We start from the raw sequence: 18,305 nt of genomic DNA on the forward strand, positions 1-18,305 counted from the left end.
TCTATCCCACCGAACCGCGTGCTTCGCTGGGACTGTCTAGACAATCCCAGCGAACCAGCAGATTCAGCTCAACTTCTGGTTGTGCCCTGAAGTGCGCGTTCCGGCGGAGGAGCGGCAACGGAGTCACGGCAGATTAGTTCAGCGCGGAAGTCATACTCAGGGCTGAACTCCTCGCCGCGCATTCGGTGGATGAGCGTGGTCGCCACCGCGACGCCGAGCTCATACACCGGCTGGGAGACAACGGTGAGGGGCGGTGTAACTAGCCTCGTCCACGGGAGATCGTCGAACATCACGAAGGAAAGGTCCCGGGGGATGGCTAGACCGAGGTTCGCAATTTCTTCCAGTGCGCTGAGTGCGATCACGCTGTCGGAAGCCATAATCGCAGTCGCATCGAACGGCGAGGACAGCAGTTCCCTCACGACGCGGCGGATATTCTCGTCCGTGCCGGCATTCATGCGAATCAGGTCGACGGGGAAGTCCTTCCCTGCTTCGTTGAAGGCGCGCTTCATTCCAGCGAGCCGTTGAGCAACCGGAGTTGACCCGAGCGCCGTTTCGTCGATATCACCAGACCGTGTCCTGAGCGTTGAGATGTAGGCGATGCGCTCGTGTCCCTGATTGATCAGAAGCTGGCCGGCCTCGAAGGAGGCCTGCTCGGACGCTGTTGCGATCACATCCACGTCCAGACCCTCCACTGACCGGTCCAGAAGGACGAGGGGTCGTCCGGAGTCGACCACCGCGCGCAGATGGGCGCTGTCATCGGACAATACCGGCGCAACGATGAAGCCATCTACCCGCTTGTCCTGCAGAACACGGACTGCCTCTTGCTCCGCCTTCATATCCTCACCGGTGTTGACCAGCAGCACGTCATACCCGGCGGGCTGCGCCGTATCGGAGATAGCCCTCAATGCCAAGCTGAAGTAGGGATTCTGGATGTCCCCGACGACGACGCCGATGGTATGGGATCTGCCGGTATTCATACTGCGGGCCAGCATGTTCGGGTGATAACCCAGATGCTGCGCCGCGTCCATAACCCTGGACCGGACCTCACTGCTGACGGCTCCGTAGCCCCCGAGCGCGCGCGCAGCTTGCGCCTTTGACACTTTCGCGAGAGCCGCGACATCGGCGACGGTCGTCTCCCGACGGATGGAGCTGGTGCTCATATAGATCCTTTGTCTGCTGGGGGAAGAGGAAGTCACTTCAATTGAAACACTTGTGAGTCCGGTCTCAATGCTATACGTTGAGACCGGACTCAACGAGACGCAGCTCACAACGCAGTGGCGGCGCTTCTTTCGTCCCGATTTCGCTATCTACCTTGGAGAACCCCTACCATGCCCAAGAAAATCAGCAGCCCATGCAAGTCCGTCCTAGCCATCTCCACCCTGGTCGCCCTGAGCCTTTCCGCATGCGGCGGGAGCGGAGACGCCAGCGAGGGCACGAGCGGGGGAGACCAGACCCTGACCGTCATGCACAAGTGGCCCGAGGGCGATCACGCGGCGTTCTTCGAGAAGGTAGTTGACGAGTTCGAGAAGGCCAATCCCGGAGTAACCGTGGACATGCAGGCTATTCAGGACGACCCCTATAAGGAGCGCCTGCGGGTGCTGACAGCGTCAAATGACCTTCCGGACGTGTACTTCGCTTGGCCGGGCGGCTATGGCGAGCAGTACTTCGACGCAGGCTTCGCCGCCGACCTCAGTTCGGAGATGGACGGCGAATGGGAAGAGTCCCTGATGCCGGCAGCCGTCGAGGCCTACACGGTCGAGGGCAAGAACTACGCAGTGCCCGTGAGCATGTCCGGGAAGTACATGATTTATAACTCGGCCATGTTCGACGAACACGGGGTGCAGGTACCCACCACCTACGAAGAGCTCCTGAGGGCCTGCGATACGTTCAAAGGAGCCGGGCTCACACCAATCACCATGGGAAACAACGCCATGTGGCCGGGAGTGCATTACTTGACCACGCTCATAGCCAAGCATGTTCCGCATGACGTCATGCAGGCGGACTTCGATCCGGCAACCGCCACTTTCGATCACCCCGGGTACATTAGGGCACTGGAGGACCTTAACGAACTGGCTGAGCGCTGCTTCACGGACGGGTCGAATGGAATCTCGAACGACTCCGCAAAGGCAGAGATCCAGACCGGTGTAGCACCCATGTACTACGGCGAAAGCAACATCTTCTCCATCTTCCGGGAAGCAAACGGAGCCACCCCGGACGTCGCGGCGAACTGGAACTTCTTCGCCTTCCCGGACATCGAAGGTGCTGAAGGTGACGCCGAATCGCTCACTGGCGCACCTGACGGCTTCATCGTCAACGAGAAGAGCGACAACAAGGACCTGGCGATCGAATTCCTCAAGTTCTTCACCACCCAAGAGAACGGTGCCCGCTTGCTTGAAATGCGGGACCGTCCGTCAGCTGTCGTTGGCTCTGCCGAAGGGGTCGCAGATGTACTGCCTCAGCTGGAGGAAGCGCTGACGCACCTGGAGGGAGTCGAGACCTTCAACATCTGGCTGGATACAGCCACCGAACCCGAAGTCGGTGCGGCGTTCCTGGCAGGCGGACAGGCAGCCATAGACGGATCACAAACTCCGGAACAGATTCTGGATTCGATCCGAGCAGCGTCGAACAGTTTGAAGTAGGCATTGCCTCAACCACCAAAGCGGCGATCCAATGGCGGCGCCGCTTTGGTGGCACCCGAGTGAAAGGACTCGTGCAGCATGACGACAAGAAGACTCCGCCTCAGCGCAATCCTCTGGGCAGCACCCGCGATTCTGGTGATCCTCGCTCTCCTGTACTACCCGTTGGCCCAGAACCTGCGGTTGAGCTTCCTACAGTGGAGCGTCTTCTCCCCGGAACAGGAGTTCGTTGGCTTCAAAAACTACATCGCGGCCTTCAGCGACGCGGTTTTTTGGATCGCGATCCGCAACAACGTGGCTTACGCCGCAGCCTCCCTCGTCATTCAGGTAGGCCTCGGCCTGATGCTGGCGGCGCTGCTGGACAGGTTCGTGAAGGGCAAACTTCAGGCCTTTTTCCGCAGTGTGTATTTCCTGCCGGCCACCATTTCAATCACGGTGACAGGTGTGCTCTTCTCGTTCATCTACCACCCTGAAGTCGGATTCCTCAACGAGGCGCTACGCGGGCTCGGTCTGGAATGGCTCGCAAGGGTGTGGCTGGGTGAACCCGAAACTGCAATCTGGGCGATCATCGCCATGAGCCAATGGCAATGGACGGGCTATGTCGCGGCCCTCCTGCTAGTGGCCATCCAGCGTATCCCGAGCGAGCTGTATGAAGCCGCAGCGCTCGATGGGGCCGGTCCGGTACGGCAGTTCCTCAACGTGACGATTCCGCTGACCAGGGAGATGGTTGCCGTCATGTCAATTGTCACCGTCAGCAACGCTTTCCTCGTTTTCAACGAAATCGTCGCCATGACCAATGGCGGTCCCAACAACGCCACCCAGGTGCTGGGCACCCTGATCTACCAGAACGCGTTCGTGAACGACGACATGGGCTACGCCTCCGCGATCGCAACCATTGTCCTCTTCATCACTTTGATCATCGGCGCAGTGCAACTGTTCTACACAAGCAGGAAGAGGGTCAGCCTCTAATGAGCACCATGACAATCAAGCCGACAACGCCAACCACCCGTGCGGGGAGAGCGGCACAGCCGAAGCGCCGTCCGGATTACCTGGGGATGGTCGCCCGGTATCTAGTCCGCACCCTGCTTGTCGTCATGAGCATGGGCGTCCTCTACCCGCTCTTCTGGATGTTCTCATCAGCCTTCAAGACCAGCGCTGAGATCTTCGCGGATCCTTGGGCACTACCCAATGCCTTCTCCTTCGAGAACTATGTCAAAGCCTGGAACCAGGGCGTCGTCTCCTACTTCGCCAACAGCCTTTTCATCACCGCGATCTCGCTGGCGGCGACGCTGTTGCTGGGTGCAGCTGCTGCGTATGCGCTGACCAAGCTCCACCTACCGTTCTCGAGGACAGTCACGTTCCTCATCCTCGGCGGACTGATGGTCTCCCCGACGATGATCCTCGTTCCCCTGTTCCAGTTGCTACAGACTGTGGGCCTCTACAACACCCACGCCGGACTGATCATCGTCTACGTTGCCTATCGGCTCCCCTTCACCATTTTCCTCATCCGTGCATACATGCTGACGCTCTCCGACGAAGTGGTGGAAGCGGCGCGGATCGACGGCGCGAACTCGGTCCAGATCTTCCTACGGGTCATCCTTCCGCTGTGCAAACCCGTGCTTGCCAGCGCCGGTCTTGTCTACGTGCTCTTCGCATGGAACGAATTTCCCTTTGCGTTGGTCTTCCTCAATGACGCTGATCTGAAGACCTTGCCCGTCGGGCTGCTTGATTTCAAAAGCACGCTCCAGACCGACTGGTCGGTGCTCTTTGCCGGCCTGGCCATTGCGAGCTTGCCCATGATCGTGGCCTTCGCGATCGGGCAGCGCTACTTCATCCGGGGGCTATCGGAAGGTATGGGCAAATGAGTAACCACACAGCTGAGCGTACGATCCGGACTGCCGTATTGGGATTCGGAGTTTCCGGCAGGGTCTTTCATTCCCCGCTGCTCGCAGCCAACCCTGACTACAGTCTCCGGTTCATCACGACAAGCAACGAGGAGCGATCGCGTCAGGCTCGCGGGCTCTATCCGACGGCGACCGTGCTCAACCAGCCCGAAGATGTCTTCCAACATGCAGATGACATAGACCTCGTCGTCATCGGTACACCGCCGTCCACGCACTACCAACTAGCGAGCAACGCCATCGAGCATGGCATGCATGTTGTCGTTGACAAGCCCTTCGTAGCTTCATCGGAGCAGGGCGAGGATCTCATTCGGAAGGCAGAGAGGGCAGGAGTAAGTCTCACGGTCTTCCAGAACCGCCGTTGGGACGCGGACTTCCTCACCGTGCAGGACCTTGTCCGTCAGGATGCTATGGGGCCAATCGCAACCTTCGAGTCACGATTCGAATGGTGGCAGCCTGACGGCTTCCGAAGCTGGAAGGGTGCCGCAAGCCTGGACGAAGCCGGCGGAATTTTGTATGACCTGGGAAGCCACCTGATCGATCAAGCCCTGCAACTGTTCGGACCGGTTCAGGACGTCTACGGTCAAACCACCCGATATTCAGGTGCCTCCACAGATGCCGACGAAGACGCATTCGTGGTCCTGCGTCACGCGAGCGGCACCCGCTCGCGATTGACCATGAGCGGCTTGGCAGCACAACCCGGGCCGCGATTTCACGTTTTCGGCACCCGCGGCACCTACCTGAAGTGGGGACTTGACGGCCAGGAACCGGCGCTGGATGCAGGCAAGAGCCCGAATGACGACGACTTCGGGTTTGAACCAGAAACCGCTTGGGGTTCTCTCAGCTCAGGAGCGACGCAACAGCCGATTCCGGCGCAGCGAGGCGACTATCCCCGGTTCTACAGGCTGTTGAGCAGACACCTTTTCGAAGGCACGCCCATTCCGGTCGATCCGAAGGACGCAGTACAGGTTCTTCACATCATCGAACAGGTACATCGCCTGCCCGGTATGACGACATCCCACCATCAACTCACCACCATAGGAAGCTGATCCATGTCCAGCACAACCGACAACCCCTCGAACAAGAACGTTGCTGTCATCGGCGGCGGCATCCTCGGTGTATCGACCGCGGTCCACCTGCAACGCGAGGGTGCTTCCGTCGTCCTCATCACGGAAACTTCGCTCGCCAGCGGAGCCTCCGGCCGGTCCCTGTCATGGCTCAATTCGGCAGGGATTCGATCGGACGCCTATCACGCACTACGCGTGGCAGGCATCGATCGCTACCGTACTCTCTTCGCTGCCGACCCGCAGCGGGAGTGGTTGCGCTTCGACGGCGGAGTCTATTGGGACGGTGTCGACAGCGAAGCGGACACCTTTGAACGCCATCGCTATGAGAAGGACCATGCCTACAACTCTCAGCTCGTAGCATCGACCGAGATTCCCCGAGTGGCTCCAGGTGTTGCCGCCGACGCAGTGCCAGGCAATGCAATCTTCAACCCTGGAGACGGATGGGTATCCCTGCCGCATTTGATCGAATATCTTGCAGACGAATTGGTTTCGCGCGGCGGGCGAGTCATCACTCACGCGGGCAAGGCCTCCGTCGTTGTGACGGGCGGAAGGGCAACTGGCGTGTTGTGCACCAACGGCGAGCAGTACGAAGCTGAAGCTGTCGTGGTTGCGTGTGGCCCTTCAACCCCGCAGGTGGTAGCTGAATTGGGCGTGAGGATTGATGACGGTTCGCCGCTGTCGATGCTTGTCACCACCGAACCACTCCAACACGACATCAAGGCGGTGCTCAACACCCCGCGTGCGGCAACCCGGCCCAATCCCGGCAATACGCTCGCTATTGATCACGACTGGTATGTCGGCCAGATCACCGAGGATTCGAACGGCAACTGCACTATCCCTGAGTCAGCGGTGCAGGAACTTCTTGATGAGGCATCAGCGCTGCTCGAAGGTGGACCAAAGCTGAAGGCAGCTGAGTACAAGTTGGGTAGGAAACCTATCCCCGGCGACGGGGAGCCGGTGTTCGGACAGCTTGAGAAAGTCCCCGGGTGCTATGTCGCGTTCACCCACTCAGGGGCAACTGTCGGTCTGATCGCCGGTGAGTTACTCGCCGACGAGATCATGAGCGGACGCCCACACCCAATGTTCGAGACTTTCCGTCCCGAGCGCTTCTCCTGACACGGTCAGGCGGTGGCGGGCTGCTGCACTGAGCAGCCCGCCATGTCAGGCTGCGATCATGACCGCGACGAGCGCGATCAGCGGCGGAATGCCCTGGCCGATTGCCCCGCCGATGCCCTTGCCCTTCGCCCGGCCCATCTCGAGCCGATCGGCGATGAGCAGCACAATGCCTGAGAGGAACATGAACAGGCACGTGTAAATAACCAGCGTCCTGCCCACCGTTTCGTTGCCGCCCATCCAGGTCAGCACCCCGGTAAGGGCCCCGAGGCCCAGAAACAAGTTGTAGAACCCCACGCCGAAGGCCCACAGCCGGATGGCGGGGACGTCGACGGTCCGAGTGGAGAACACTCCCTGGTGCACCGCCGGCCGCTGAAAGGCCAGCGCTTCCCAGACGAAGACGAGGATGTGCAGGGCGGCCGCAATCAGCGCGAAGATCCAGACGATCAAGGTCATTGCGATGCCCCCAGTCGCGATGCTCCCGAAGGTGCCTCCGACGGTGTCCCCATGCCTTCGACCGTCACGTCATGGCGGCTCAGCACCTGCTGGATCTGCTCCAGAACCTCCTCCATCGGATGGCCCTGCGGCACCGTGGAGGACATATCAGCATGGAACCGCCCCATGCCTGAACCCATGCTGAACACCAGGAACTTGGCCGAGGGCGTCAGAACAGTAAAAGTGTGCGGTGCATTCGGCGGAATGGCGATCGAGGAGCCCGGACCCAGGTCGAAGCCCTCATCGTCTACCTGCACCAGAATCCGCCCCTGCAGGACGTAGTAGGTCTTCGCCCACCCGGTGCGGTGCAGGGGAGTGGGGTCGTCGCGCACCGCATCGACCTCGAAAAGCTCGTAGGTTCCGTCGGTGTGCTCGGCGTCCACCTTGGCGGTGAGCGTTGCATCCGGGGCGTGCAACTCGACGCCGTCGCCCGGCTGAAGGTGTTGCGTTAGGTAACTCATGGCCTCAACGGTAAGTCCCGTCGTCGGGCCTCACGATCCCAGATTTCTGGGAGTGACCGGCACTCCCGCCGGTGCCATACTGAGGGCGTGTGGGAGGAACGGGCCCGCCGCACCCGACGGGATATCGCAGCCCTGGCGGCCAGCGGAGTGGGCGTCAATGACCTTCACGCTGCCGCTATCGAACTCACAGCGCGCGACGTCGGCACCGACCTGACCTGTTGGGCCACCATTGATCCCCAATCCCTGGTTATCAGCGCCATGGTCAGCGGGGAGACGCGACTGCCTGCCGAGTACGAACCGTTGCTCGCCGACGCCGAATACTCCGGCGAGGAGCTCGACACCTTCGCCGGGATGGCCCGGAGCAGAAAGCCGCTGGCCCGGCTGTCCGACCTGCCGCTGCACGACCAGGAGCGCAGCGCCAGGTACCGGAACGTGTGGAAGCCGCTCGGGGTAAGGCAGGAGTTGCGCGTCCTCTTCAGCGCCGACGGTTCCTGCTGGGGTGCTGCGGGAATGGTCCGTGCAGGGACGGATTTCAGTGAAAGGGAAGTGGAGTACCTGACCGCCGTCGCGCCGTCGATCGCTGCGGCGACGCGACTGGCGGTTCGCAGTGAGTTATCCGCCCATGCCTGGGGTTCGCGGCCGGCGATCGTGGTGCTCAGTTCTGCCGGGGACGTGTGCTCGGCAACCCCGGAGGCGCGGCACTGGCAGGAACACCTCGACGAGTTTGCACCCCACCGCTTCGACACCATGATGCACATCATGGTGCAGGGCCTGAGAAGCAACTCCGCGGACGGTTTTCGGGCAACCCTCAGGGACGGGCACGGCCAGTGGGCACACATGGAAGCAAGCCCGCTCACGGGGGAGGACGACGGACAGATCGCCGTGGTGATCACGCCCGCCACCGGTGCCCAGCTCACGGGCATGCTCCTTGCGGCCTACGGGCTCTCTGCGCGGGAACGGGCCATCTGCCTCGAGGTCATGGCAGGATCGCCCACCCGACATATCGCTCGGCATCTCTCGGTCACTCCCAACACCGTGCAGGATCACCTGAAGTCAGTGTTCGCCAAGACGGGTGTGACCAGCCGCGGCGAACTTGTGGCCCGCCTACAGCCGCGGTAGGAACTGCCGGCAAGCGACCTAGAACGGATGCAACAGCCGGTGCACAAACCGGCGAGTCCGCTCCTCGGTGGGGTTCCGCAGCACCGTGTCCGGCGGACCGCTCTCGACCACGACGCCGCCGTCCATGAACACAACCTGGGTTGCCACCTCGCGGGCGAAGGCGAGCTCATGAGTCACCAGCACCATGGTCCAGCCCTCGTCGGCGAGCTCCTTGATGACGCTGAGCACGTCGCCGACCAGCTCGGGGTCCAGCGCGGAGGTGGGCTCGTCGAAGAGGAGCAGCGAAGGCCGCAGCGCCAACGCGCGCACGATTCCTACGCGCTGCTGTTGGCCGCCCGAAAGCTGGTGCGGGTACTGGTCCTTCTTGTCCGCCAGGCCAACACGAGCCAACAGCGACTCGGCGTCGCGCACAGCCTCGGCCCGCGGCCGCCGCTGAACCTGCACCGGCCCTTCGATCACGTTCTCCAGCACGGTCATGTGCGGAAAGAGGTTGTAGTGCTGGAAGACCATGGCGCTCTGGTCCCGCAGGGCCATGAGCTGGCGCTTCGGTACAGGGGAACCGAAGTCCACGGCGGGACCATCCGCGAAGGTTATACGGCCGGCGTCGGGAATTTCTAGCCCGTTCAGGGATCGCAGCACCGTGGTCTTGCCCGACCCGGACGGGCCCACCAGCGCAACCACGCCGCCGGCGTTCACCGACAGGTCGATGGAGCGCAGCACCTCGTTGTTCCCGAAGGACTTCCGCAGCCCCTCGACGGTCAGGACGGTGCGTGAATCAGTGAGCGACATAGCGGTCCAGCCTCTTCTCCAGTCGGGACTGCCCGGCCGAAAGGACCAGACAGAACACCCAGTACACGGCCGCGGCCTCGATGTAGAGCAGCATGAACTGCTGGCTGAACGCCGCGATCTCCTGCGCCTGGCGGAACAGTTCCGTCACCAGGATCAGCGACGCAAGCGAACTGTCCTTCACCAGCGAGATGAACGTATTGGACAGCGGAGGCACCGACACGCGTGCGGCCTGCGGCAGGATGATCCGTCGCAGAGTCAGGGTGCGGGACATACCGATCGTGTGCCCGGCCTCCCACTGGCCGCGGGGGACGGACAGGATCGCCGCGCGGATGACCTCGGCCGCGTAACCGCCGACGTTGAGCGAGAACGCGATGATCGCGCTCGGCCACGGGTCGATCGTCAAACCGATCGACGGCAGCCCGTAAAAAATCACGAACAGCTGCACCAGCAGGGGGGTTCCGCGGATCACCGAAACGTACGCCCTCGCAATCCCGGACACGACCCGGTTGCTGCTCAGCCGCATCAGCGCAACCAGCAGCGCGAGGACCAGACCGAGGGCCATCGACGCCAACGACAGCGGAATCGTACCGGTCAGCCCGCCCTGCACCAGCGGCCAGAGCGACGTCAGCGCCAAATCCCAGTCAATGTCCATGAAGTCCTACGCTACTCCCGCCCCTGTCGGTGTCTGCTGCATCGCCGCCTGCTGCACTGCAGCGCTCACACAAAAAATAACGACGACGGCGAGCGGCCGGCGGGCAAGAGAACCCAAGCCGGCGCTCGCCGTCGTGATCGGCTTATTCTTCGCTGACGTTCTCGCCGAAGTACTTCTCGGAGATCTCGGCGAGGGTGCCGTCGGTGCGGAGCTCTTCGAGCGCCTCGTTGACGGCCTCGACCAGGTCGTCGCTGCCCTGGCGGAAGGTCAGGGCGCTCTGGGACTGCTCCTCAGTCTCGGCGGCAACCTTAATGTTCTCGTTCGGAGTGGCGTTCTGGTAGTCGAGGTAGGTCAACTCGTCGTTGATCGTGGCGTCGACGCGGCCCTGCTCAAGGAGTGTGATGGACTGCGCCCAGCCCTCGACTGCTTCGATGCTCGCTCCGTTTTCCTCAGCGAGATCCCGCCAGTTGCTCGTGAGCGACTGTGCGGTGGTCTTGCCCTCGAGATCCTCGAAGGAGGTGATCTCGGAGTTGTCGGCGGTGGTGACCAGGACGCCGTTGCTGTAGGTGTACGGCGTGGAGAAGGAGTAGGACGCCTCGCGCTCCGGGGTAATCGAGACCTGGTTGGCGATGACGTCGAAGCGTCCCGCGTCCAGGCCGGCGAACATCGCGTCCCACTGGGTCTCTTCGAACTCGGGCTCAACGCCGAGCTTCTCGGCGACGGCGGTGATGACCTCGACGTCGTAGCCGGTCAGTTCGCCGGCACCGCCCTCGTGGTAGGAAAAGGGCTTGTAGGTGCCCTCGGTGCCGACGGTGAGCACTCCGGACTCCTGGACCTCGGCGAGGGTGGTGCCGCCGGCGGACGAGGTCTCGGAACCGGCATCGCCTGACTCGGAGGACGCGGAAGATCCGCATCCGGCTACCGCAAGGACGAGGGCGGTCGCGGCGCCGAGCAGTGGAAGACGGCGAGAAATCATGGGGGATATCCTTTGACGCTTGAGGGTTTTGCCCGGGTACGGGCTGTCCATTTCAGCGTTAATGGGACATCCCATATTCCCCTCCCGTCACACTTCGTAATACTTCGCGGGCTCGAACGCGGAAGTGGAATCCGGGCACGAAAAAGGCGCCGGATATCCATCCGACGCCCCTGTCGCTCAGTCCTAGGCCTTGCGTTCGCCCTTGGCCATCCTGTAGCCCGTGTCGGAGCGGCCGAGGATGGTCTGCGGAATCCAGAACGCGAGGAAGAAGAGGGTCAGGCAGACGGCGAACGGCCAGACGTTGGTCCTCTCGAAGAAGGTCAGGGAGTAGATTGCTCCTGCGAAGAGAACCAGCATGACGGCGAAGGCCAGGATGCTTCCGAGCAGGTGTCCGTCACCGGAGTGGGTGGGCCGCTTCTCGCGGGGCGTCTTCTCGCGGGACGTGCTAGACGTGCTTACCGGGTGAGCCATGAGTCTCCTCGAATTCTGTGCAGGATGTGCTGCGCTTAACTTTAGCGTCAGTTCAACCCAGGACCAGTTTGATGGCGAGAGCCAGCATCACCACACCAATTACGACGTCGACAATTCGCCAGGTCTGCGGATTGTTCAGTACTGAGGCAAGCGCCCGGGCGCCGTAGCCCAGCGCGCCGAACCAGATCACGCTGCCGACCACGGCCCCTGCCGCGAACAGCCACCGTGCGTCCGGCCCCTGCTGGTTCGCGAGGCTTCCCAGCAGCACCACCGTGTCGAGATAGACGTGGGGATTCAGGTACGTCAGGGCAAGCGTCGTGGCGACCACAGAACTCCGCGAGCGGGGCGCTTCCGCCGCAACCAACGACGACGGCCTCGCCGCCGACCGGAACGACCTCACCGCCCACCACGTCAGGTAGGCAACACCGCCCCACCGCAGGATTTCCAGCACTATCGGGAAGTTGGACACCAGCGCTCCGATCCCTAGCGTGCCGCCGAGGATCAGAATCGCGTCACTCGCCATACACACCGCGACCACCGCGCCGACATGTTCGCGCCGGATGCCCTGGCGCAGCACAAAGGCGTTCTGTGCCCCGATGGCCACGATCAGTGCCAGGCCGGAGAGCAGACCCGTGCCCCAAATACTCAACATGGCATCAACGGTAGGGAGCGTAAAGAATGAAGACAAACAAAGATTTCTACTGATTCATTAGGAAAGCTTCATGAACCTCGAGCATTTACGCGCTCTGGCGGCCATCATCGACGAGGGCACGTTCGAAGCCGCCGCGGACCTGCTTTGCATCACGCCCTCCGCAGTCAGCCAGCGCATCAAAACCCTTGAGGCTTCCGTGGGCCAGATCGTGGTGCGCAGGGGAGTTCCCTCCACACCACCGAGGCGGGCGCGGTCCTGCTCCGGTTCGCCCGACAGCTTCAGGTCCTCGAGGCCGAGGCTCGGGACGCTCTCGGCTCCGGTGCCTCCGAGCGCACGGTTACTCCCGTGGCCGTGAACGCCGACTCCCTGGCCACCTGGTTCCGGCCCGTGCTCCGTGAGGTGGCCGGCTGGACCGATACGAGCCTCGACCTACGCGTGGAGGACGAGGGTTACAGCAGCCAGCTCCTCCGGCAGGGCGACGTACTGGGCGCGGTGACCGCCGACCCCATTCCCGTCAATGGCTGCCGCGCCCAGCGCCTGGGCTTCATGCGCTACCTCCCGGTGGCCACCCCGGAGCTTCGGGCACGGTTCACACACAAGAACGACGTCGACTGGCAGCACATGCCGGTCCTCCAGTTCAACGCCAAGGACGAACTGCAGAACCACATGCTGCGCGCCCACGGCGTCAGCCAACCTCCACCGCGGCACCTGATTCCGTCGTCGGAAGCGTTTCTCGAAGCGGTCCGCGCGGGACTGGGCTGGGGAATGATCCCCGAGCTGCAGCTGGATGGGGATTTGTCACGCGGCACCCTGGTGCTGCTCGAGAAAGACGCGCATCACGACGTCGCGCTCTACTGGCAGACCTGGACCATCAGGTCAGAGCGGCTCACCCGCATCACCGACGCCATCCGAGCCGCGAGTGAAGCCGCCCTGCGTTAAACCCCTGGCGCTAGCTTCCTTGCGCTATCCACCCCCGTTCATTTGGCAAGACACACCCCTTTTCGCGCGCGATTAGCGGCGTGTCCTGCCAAGTGAACGCGTCAGAGCTGGAGGCGGTAGCCGCGCTTGATCACGGTGGCAACCAGGCCGGCGTCGGGCAATGACTTCCGGAGCCGGCTGATGGTCATGTCGAGTGCGTGCTCGCCGGCGTCACCTGCCAGCACCCGAGCCAGCTGCTCGCGCGACATCACGGCGCCGTTGGCCTCGAGCAGCGCACGGAACAGGCTCATCGGCGCAGGGGCCAACTCCACGGCGGTGCCGTTGATGCGCAGGTTTTTCCCGCGCAGCTCGATCAGCCCAAAGGCGCTCGGGTACCGCATCACCCGGTGCTGGCCGAGGAACTCGCACACCAGTCGGATCAGCGCCCCCATTCGGTACCGCTCCGGGATCAGCGGCGACACTCCCGCCTCCACCAGCGGCTGGGCGGTCACCGGCCCGACGACGGCGGCCGCCACGGGCCCGCGCAGCGCCTGGATAAACGCCTCCCGGCATCCCAACTCCGAGGCCGTACTGAGGACGGCGTCGACGGCGGGGGCGCTCGTGAAGGTCACGACGTCGAGCCCGCCGTTGCAGACGGCCTCGATCAGGCGCGGCAGCTGGTCCGAGCCCGCAGGCTTCACCCACCGGTAGGGAGTTGCCGTGAGCACCTCGGCACCCGCCTGCCGCAGCCGGTCCAGCTGGCGGTAGTCGGTGTAGCCGTGCAGCTGGACTGCAACCTTTTTCCCGCGCAGGTCCAGCCCGAGCATCATGTTCACCAGCGAGGCCGTTGTCTCGTCGTGGCTGATGCCAACGTCGTTCAGGCCCGCCGCTCGCACCGCACCGCGCGCCTTCGGGCCGCGCACGTAAATCTTCGCGTCGGACAGGACGGACAGCAGCGCATCACCCAGGCCCGCGGCGTCGGCCGCCTCAGACCACCGGCGCAGGCCGTACGCCGTCGTCACCACTGCGTAGTCGGGCTGCGCGGCGATGATGCGCCGCGTGTCCTCGAGCAGGGGCAGGTCGGCTGCGACGGGTGCGATCTTCAGCGCGGGCGCGTGCAGCACGGTTGCCCCGCGCCGTTCCAGCGCGTCGATTAGGTCCCCGGCCCGCCGGTCGGACGTCACGCCGATCCGGAAGCCGGACAGCGAGCCGTCGGCAACCTCGGCAGCGGCCGACTGAGTCACTGCCGGAGTGGTAACAGCAGCCGTCATGTCGTCACCAGCGGATGCGTCAGGACCTGTTCAAGGGTGGAGCGGAAGTCCTGATGCTGCCGAACCACTTCGCCAATGACGACGACGGCGGGCGAGGTGCAGCGCGCCAGTCCTGCCGCGGTCACCGCTTCGCCCAGGTTCGAGATGGTGGTGCGCTGCTCGGGACTGTACCCCTTCTCAACGATCGCGACGGGCACGGTCGAAGCCAGCCCGGCCTTCCGCAGGCCCGACGTCAGCTGCGGCAGCGTTCCAATTCCCATCAGGACAACGATAGTGCCGCCCAGCTTCGCCAACGCATCGAGCTCCTGGTCCGTCAACGGCTGGTGGCCAGAAACCACGGTGAACGCGTGCGCCACTCCGCGGTACGTGACGGGGATCCCTGCTGCCGCCGGGACGGCGATGGAACTGCTGATGCCGGGCACGGTGGTGACCGGGATACCCTCGGCCAGGCAGGTGTTGACCTCTTCGCCGCCGCGCCCGAACACGAACGGATCGCCGCCCTTGAGCCGGACCACGTTGTGGCCCTGACGCGCCTTCGCGACCATCAGCTTCTCGATGTCGGTCTGGCTCACGGGATGGTGCCCGGGCGTCTTGCCGACGTCGACCAGTTCAGCTCCCGGCGCCAGTTGCGGCAGCGTCCGGTAGGGGCCCAGCCGGTCATGAAGTACGACGTCGGCCTCCCGCAGGGCCTGCTTTGCCCGCACCGTGAGCAGGTCCTCCACGCCCGGCCCGCCGCCGATCAGCGTGACCCGGCCTCCCGGCGCCGCGCCCTCTTCGCGGGTGGTGAGGATCCGGCGCTCACGACAGGCCTCAAGCAGGCCCTCCCAGCACTGCTCGCGGACCGGGTCAGTTCCGGAGACGACGACGGCGAGGCTGACTGCATCGAGCATGCGCGGGTGGAACTGCTCGGGGTCAGCGACACGGCGGACGATAGCGCCTCCGGCGCCGTAGCGTCGTACCGCCTGGCGGGCCGTCGTCGTCGTGCCTGCAATGAGGACGGTGAGGCCGGTGACGTCGAGGGTCAGTTCGGTGCTCATGGCGGTCCTCACTTCGCTGCTTCTGTGGCGGTGGCGGGAGCGGGAGTCTCTGCTCCCGGGCGGACGGGGATGCCCGCGCCGAGCAGTACGGGGCCGGTGCCGGCCTGCGCCGCGGCGCGCTCTTCGTCAGTGGCGGGCCGGATCTGGCCGCGTTCGGGGACGTTGGCGATCCAATCGTCTTTCTCGTGTGGTGCGTTGACGAAGGAGCGGAACCGGCGCAGGCGCTCGGGATCCTTGAGGGTGGCTGCCCACTCGTCCTCGTAGTTGTCCACGTGGCGCGCCATCGCGGATTCGAGGTCTTCGGCGATACCGAGGGAGTCGTTGATGATGACATCCTCAACGTGATTCAGGCCGCCGTCGAGCTCCGCCTGCCAGGCCGCCGTGCGCTGCAGCCGGTCCGCGGTGCGGATGTAGTACATGAGGTAGCGGTCGATGTACTTGATCAGCGTGTCGTCGTCGAGGTCCTTCGCCAGGAGCTGGGCGTGTGCCGGCGTCGCGCCGCCGTTGCCGCCGACGTAGAGGTTCCAGCCGTCGGAGGTGGCGATGACGCCGATGTCCTTACCGCGGGCTTCGGCGCATTCGCGGGCGCAGCCGGAGACGCCGAACTTGAGCTTGTGCGGGCTGCGCAGGCCGCGGTAGCGAAGTTCCAGGTGGATGGCCATGGCCACCGAATCCTGCACGCCGAAGCGGCACCAGGTGGAGCCGACGCAGGACTTCACGGTCCGCAGGCTCTTGCCGTAGGCCTGGCCGGATTCGAACCCGGCGTCCACCAGAATCTTCCAGATTTCGGGCAGCTCCTCCAGCCGGGCTCCGAACATATCGATGCGCTGGCCGCCCGTGATCTTGGTGTACAGGTTGAAGTCCTGCGCCACCTTCGCGATCACGCCGAGCTTCTCCGGGGTGATCTCGCCGCCGGGAATGCGGGGGACCACCGAGTAGGTGCCGTTCTTTTGCATGTTGGCCAACGCGCGGTCGTTGGTGTCCTGCAGGATGCCGCGGCCGCCGTCGAGCACGTACTCGGCGCGCTGCGAGGCGAGGATGGACGCGACCACCGGCTTGCAGATGTCGCAGCCCACCGCGCCGGCTTCCGGAACGCCGAACCGCTCGATGATGCCCTCGAAGCTGTCGAGTTCCAGGACCCGGACCGCCTCGAAGAGCTCGGGGCGGGACATCGTGAAGTGCTCGCAGAGCGCCTTCGAGACCTCGATGCCGCTCTTCTTCAGTTCGCCTTCGAGGAGCTTCTTGAGCATCGGCACGCAGGAGCCGCAGCCGGTGCCGGCCTTGGTGCAGCCCTTGAGCGGGGCCAGTTCACGGACCGGCTCGGAGCCTTCGCAGGTGCCGCAGCCGTTGACGGCGTCGCGGATCGAGCCGGCGGAGACGTTGTTGCAGGAGCAGAGGATTGCGTCGTCGGGAAGTTCGGTGTCCGGTGCTTCGCCTGCGCCTGACGCGGAGAGGTAAGCCCCCGGCTCGGCGCTCAGCTCACGGCCGAGCAGCGGACGCAGCGCCGTGTAGGGGGACGCATCGCCGACGAAGATGCCGCCCAGGAGGGTCTTGGCGTCGTCGGTGACCACGAGCTTCTGGTACAGGCCGCGGGCGGGGTCCGCGTACACGATCTCGAGGCTGTGCTCGGCCTTGGCGAAGGCGTCGCCGAAGCTGGCCACCTCAACACCGGAGAGCTTGAGCTTGGTGGCGGTGTCGAAGCCGGGAAAGGTTGCGGAGCCGCCGTTGATGCGGTCGGCGACGATCTCCGCCATGGTGTTCGCCGGCGCCACGAGGCCCAGACACATGCCGCCGAAACAGGCCACCTCGCCGATGGCCCAGATGTTCGGGTCCTCGGTGGCGCAGGCCTCATTCACGACGACGCCGCCGCGCGGCCCCATCTCCATGCCCGCCTCGCGGGGGAGCTCGTCACGGGGGCGGACGCCGACGGCGACCACGACGAGGTCGGCGGGGATGCGCCGGCCGTCGGCCATGTCGACGCCGACCATGCGCCCGTCCTCGACCACGAATCCGGAGGGGAAGACGCCGCCGTGGACGGTCAGGCCCTTGGCGGTGATCAGGCGGTCGAGCGCCTGCCCGCCGCCCTGATCCAGCTGAGTGTTCATGAGCCAGTCCGCACCATTGATGACCGCGGCCTTCGCCCCAAGCGTCTGCATGCCGCCGGCCGCCTCAAGGCCCAGCAGGCCGCCGCCGATGACAACGGCGTCGATGGTGCGGCCGTACTCGGCAGTCAGGCGGGTGACCTCGCCGCGGAGGGCACGTACGTCGTCGACCGTTCGGTAGACATGCGCGGCATCCATGCCCGGCAGCGGAAGGCGGGCCGCATTGGAGCCGGTGGCGAGGACCAGCTGGTCGTAGGGGTAGACATCGCCGGCCTCTGTGGTGACCGTACGTGCTTCGCGGTCAAGGGAGACCGCGCGGGACCCGGTAGCCAAGGTGACCGCCGGGTGCTCCCACATGGTTGCGTCGCCGAGGGTGAGCTCCACGTCGGCGAGCAGGGCCTGGCTCAGCGCAACCCGGTCATAGGGGAGCCAGGACTCCTCGGTAAGGACGGTGATGGCGAAGCCGTCCAGGCCGCGCGAAACCATCGCTTCAACGAATCGGTGGGCAGCCGGCCCGCCGCCTACGACGAGGATCTGTTGCGTTGTCTCGGATGTCATGTGGGGCACCTTTCGCCGTTTTGCAGATTCCGACCGGGTCGGTCTCCGCACCTGACTATCGAGCGTACGGACGCGCAATTGCCCCCT

19 protein-coding genes are annotated in these 18,305 nt (G+C 64.1%); 8 read left to right on the top strand and 11 right to left on the bottom strand.

Annotated features, from left to right (window positions below; translation table 11 throughout):
- Positions 1 to 68: 68 nt before the first annotated feature.
- Positions 69 to 1,160, bottom strand: a complete 1,092-nt coding sequence (locus GC088_RS04920; protein ID WP_323961014.1) for a LacI family DNA-binding transcriptional regulator — start codon at positions 1,158 to 1,160, stop codon at positions 69 to 71.
- 168 nt (positions 1,161 to 1,328) lie between these two features.
- Between GC088_RS04920 and GC088_RS04925 the strand changes: the two genes are divergently transcribed.
- The 5 genes from GC088_RS04925 (at position 1,329) to GC088_RS04945 (ending at position 6,720) form a co-directional block, all read left to right on the top strand.
- A complete protein-coding gene (locus GC088_RS04925; protein WP_323961015.1) occupies positions 1,329 to 2,639 on the top strand; it encodes an ABC transporter substrate-binding protein in 1,311 nt (436 codons plus the stop codon).
- Positions 2,640 to 2,717: 78 nt separating this feature from the next.
- Entirely contained in the window at positions 2,718 to 3,605 is an 888-nt protein-coding gene (locus GC088_RS04930) for a carbohydrate ABC transporter permease (RefSeq protein ID WP_323961016.1), read from the top strand.
- Entirely contained in the window at positions 3,605 to 4,501 is an 897-nt protein-coding gene (locus GC088_RS04935; RefSeq protein ID WP_323961017.1) for a carbohydrate ABC transporter permease, read from the top strand. The genes GC088_RS04930 and GC088_RS04935 overlap by 1 nt, the downstream gene beginning before the upstream one ends.
- The gene (locus GC088_RS04940; RefSeq protein WP_323961018.1) at positions 4,498 to 5,586 is read left to right on the top strand and encodes a Gfo/Idh/MocA family protein; all 1,089 of its coding nucleotides are present in this window, start codon (positions 4,498 to 4,500) and stop codon (positions 5,584 to 5,586) included. The genes GC088_RS04935 and GC088_RS04940 overlap by 4 nt, the downstream gene beginning before the upstream one ends.
- A gap of 3 nt (positions 5,587 to 5,589) precedes the next feature.
- Positions 5,590 to 6,720 (top strand): NAD(P)/FAD-dependent oxidoreductase, encoded by a 1,131-nt coding sequence (locus GC088_RS04945; RefSeq protein ID WP_323961019.1) that lies wholly within the window; start codon positions 5,590 to 5,592, stop codon positions 6,718 to 6,720.
- Between the two features lie 45 nt (positions 6,721 to 6,765).
- Here the strand turns inward: GC088_RS04945 and GC088_RS04950 are convergent, their stop codons facing one another.
- Together GC088_RS04950 and GC088_RS04955 are read right to left on the bottom strand one after the other, a co-directional pair.
- Positions 6,766 to 7,173 carry a DUF1304 domain-containing protein gene (locus GC088_RS04950; protein ID WP_323961021.1) on the bottom strand — a complete coding sequence of 136 codons (408 nt, stop codon included), beginning with the start codon at positions 7,171 to 7,173 and terminating at the stop codon, positions 6,766 to 6,768.
- Positions 7,170 to 7,673: a cupin domain-containing protein gene (locus GC088_RS04955; RefSeq protein WP_323961023.1), complete on the bottom strand. Its 504-nt coding sequence runs from the start codon at positions 7,671 to 7,673 to the stop codon at positions 7,170 to 7,172. The genes GC088_RS04950 and GC088_RS04955 overlap by 4 nt, the downstream gene beginning before the upstream one ends.
- An 87-nt stretch (positions 7,674 to 7,760) precedes the next feature.
- Between GC088_RS04955 and GC088_RS04960 the strand changes: the two genes are divergently transcribed.
- A complete protein-coding gene (locus tag GC088_RS04960; RefSeq protein WP_323961024.1) occupies positions 7,761 to 8,792 on the top strand; it encodes a helix-turn-helix transcriptional regulator in 1,032 nt (343 codons plus the stop codon).
- 18 nt (positions 8,793 to 8,810) lie between these two features.
- Here GC088_RS04960 and GC088_RS04965 read toward each other — a convergent pair whose 3' ends face one another.
- The 5 genes from GC088_RS04965 to GC088_RS04985 all read right to left on the bottom strand — a co-directional run bounded on the left by GC088_RS04965 (position 8,811) and on the right by GC088_RS04985 (position 12,332).
- On the bottom strand, positions 8,811 to 9,581 hold the full coding sequence (locus GC088_RS04965; RefSeq protein ID WP_323961025.1) for an amino acid ABC transporter ATP-binding protein: 771 nt from the start codon (positions 9,579 to 9,581) through the stop codon (positions 8,811 to 8,813).
- Positions 9,568 to 10,233 carry an amino acid ABC transporter permease gene (locus GC088_RS04970; protein ID WP_323961026.1) on the bottom strand — a complete coding sequence of 222 codons (666 nt, stop codon included), beginning with the start codon at positions 10,231 to 10,233 and terminating at the stop codon, positions 9,568 to 9,570. Before GC088_RS04970 ends, GC088_RS04965 begins: the two co-directional genes overlap by 14 nt.
- Positions 10,234 to 10,375: 142 nt before the next feature.
- Positions 10,376 to 11,209 (bottom strand): amino acid ABC transporter substrate-binding protein, encoded by an 834-nt coding sequence (locus tag GC088_RS04975; RefSeq protein WP_323961028.1) that lies wholly within the window; start codon positions 11,207 to 11,209, stop codon positions 10,376 to 10,378.
- Positions 11,210 to 11,392: 183 nt separating this feature from the next.
- The gene (locus GC088_RS04980; protein ID WP_323961030.1) at positions 11,393 to 11,680 is read right to left on the bottom strand and encodes a hypothetical protein; all 288 of its coding nucleotides are present in this window, start codon (positions 11,678 to 11,680) and stop codon (positions 11,393 to 11,395) included.
- A gap of 52 nt (positions 11,681 to 11,732) precedes the next feature.
- The gene (locus tag GC088_RS04985) at positions 11,733 to 12,332 is read right to left on the bottom strand and encodes a LysE/ArgO family amino acid transporter (RefSeq protein ID WP_323961032.1); all 600 of its coding nucleotides are present in this window, start codon (positions 12,330 to 12,332) and stop codon (positions 11,733 to 11,735) included.
- Between the two features lie 70 nt (positions 12,333 to 12,402).
- Between GC088_RS04985 and GC088_RS04990 the strand changes: the two genes are divergently transcribed.
- The gene (locus GC088_RS04990) at positions 12,403 to 12,687 is read left to right on the top strand and encodes a LysR family transcriptional regulator (RefSeq protein WP_323961033.1); all 285 of its coding nucleotides are present in this window, start codon (positions 12,403 to 12,405) and stop codon (positions 12,685 to 12,687) included.
- On the top strand, positions 12,588 to 13,271 hold the full coding sequence (locus GC088_RS04995) for an ArgP/LysG family DNA-binding transcriptional regulator (protein ID WP_323961943.1): 684 nt from the start codon (positions 12,588 to 12,590) through the stop codon (positions 13,269 to 13,271). Before GC088_RS04990 ends, GC088_RS04995 begins: the two co-directional genes overlap by 100 nt.
- A gap of 101 nt (positions 13,272 to 13,372) precedes the next feature.
- Here the strand turns inward: GC088_RS04995 and GC088_RS05000 are convergent, their stop codons facing one another.
- The 3 genes from GC088_RS05000 to nirB are packed head-to-tail and all read right to left on the bottom strand — an operon-like array spanning position 13,373 to position 18,218.
- Positions 13,373 to 14,521 carry a uroporphyrinogen-III synthase gene (locus GC088_RS05000; RefSeq protein WP_323961035.1) on the bottom strand — a complete coding sequence of 383 codons (1,149 nt, stop codon included), beginning with the start codon at positions 14,519 to 14,521 and terminating at the stop codon, positions 13,373 to 13,375.
- The gene (gene cobA, locus GC088_RS05005; RefSeq protein WP_323961038.1) at positions 14,518 to 15,558 is read right to left on the bottom strand and encodes a uroporphyrinogen-III C-methyltransferase; all 1,041 of its coding nucleotides are present in this window, start codon (positions 15,556 to 15,558) and stop codon (positions 14,518 to 14,520) included. Before cobA ends, GC088_RS05000 begins: the two co-directional genes overlap by 4 nt.
- Positions 15,559 to 15,566: 8 nt before the next feature.
- Positions 15,567 to 18,218, bottom strand: coding sequence for a nitrite reductase large subunit NirB (gene nirB, locus GC088_RS05010; RefSeq protein ID WP_323961040.1), 2,652 nt, complete (start codon positions 18,216 to 18,218; stop codon positions 15,567 to 15,569).
- Positions 18,219 to 18,305: the final 87 nt, after the last annotated feature.

Source organism: Arthrobacter sp. JZ12, from assembly GCF_035189165.1.
GTDB lineage: Bacteria > Actinomycetota > Actinomycetes > Actinomycetales > Micrococcaceae > Arthrobacter_D.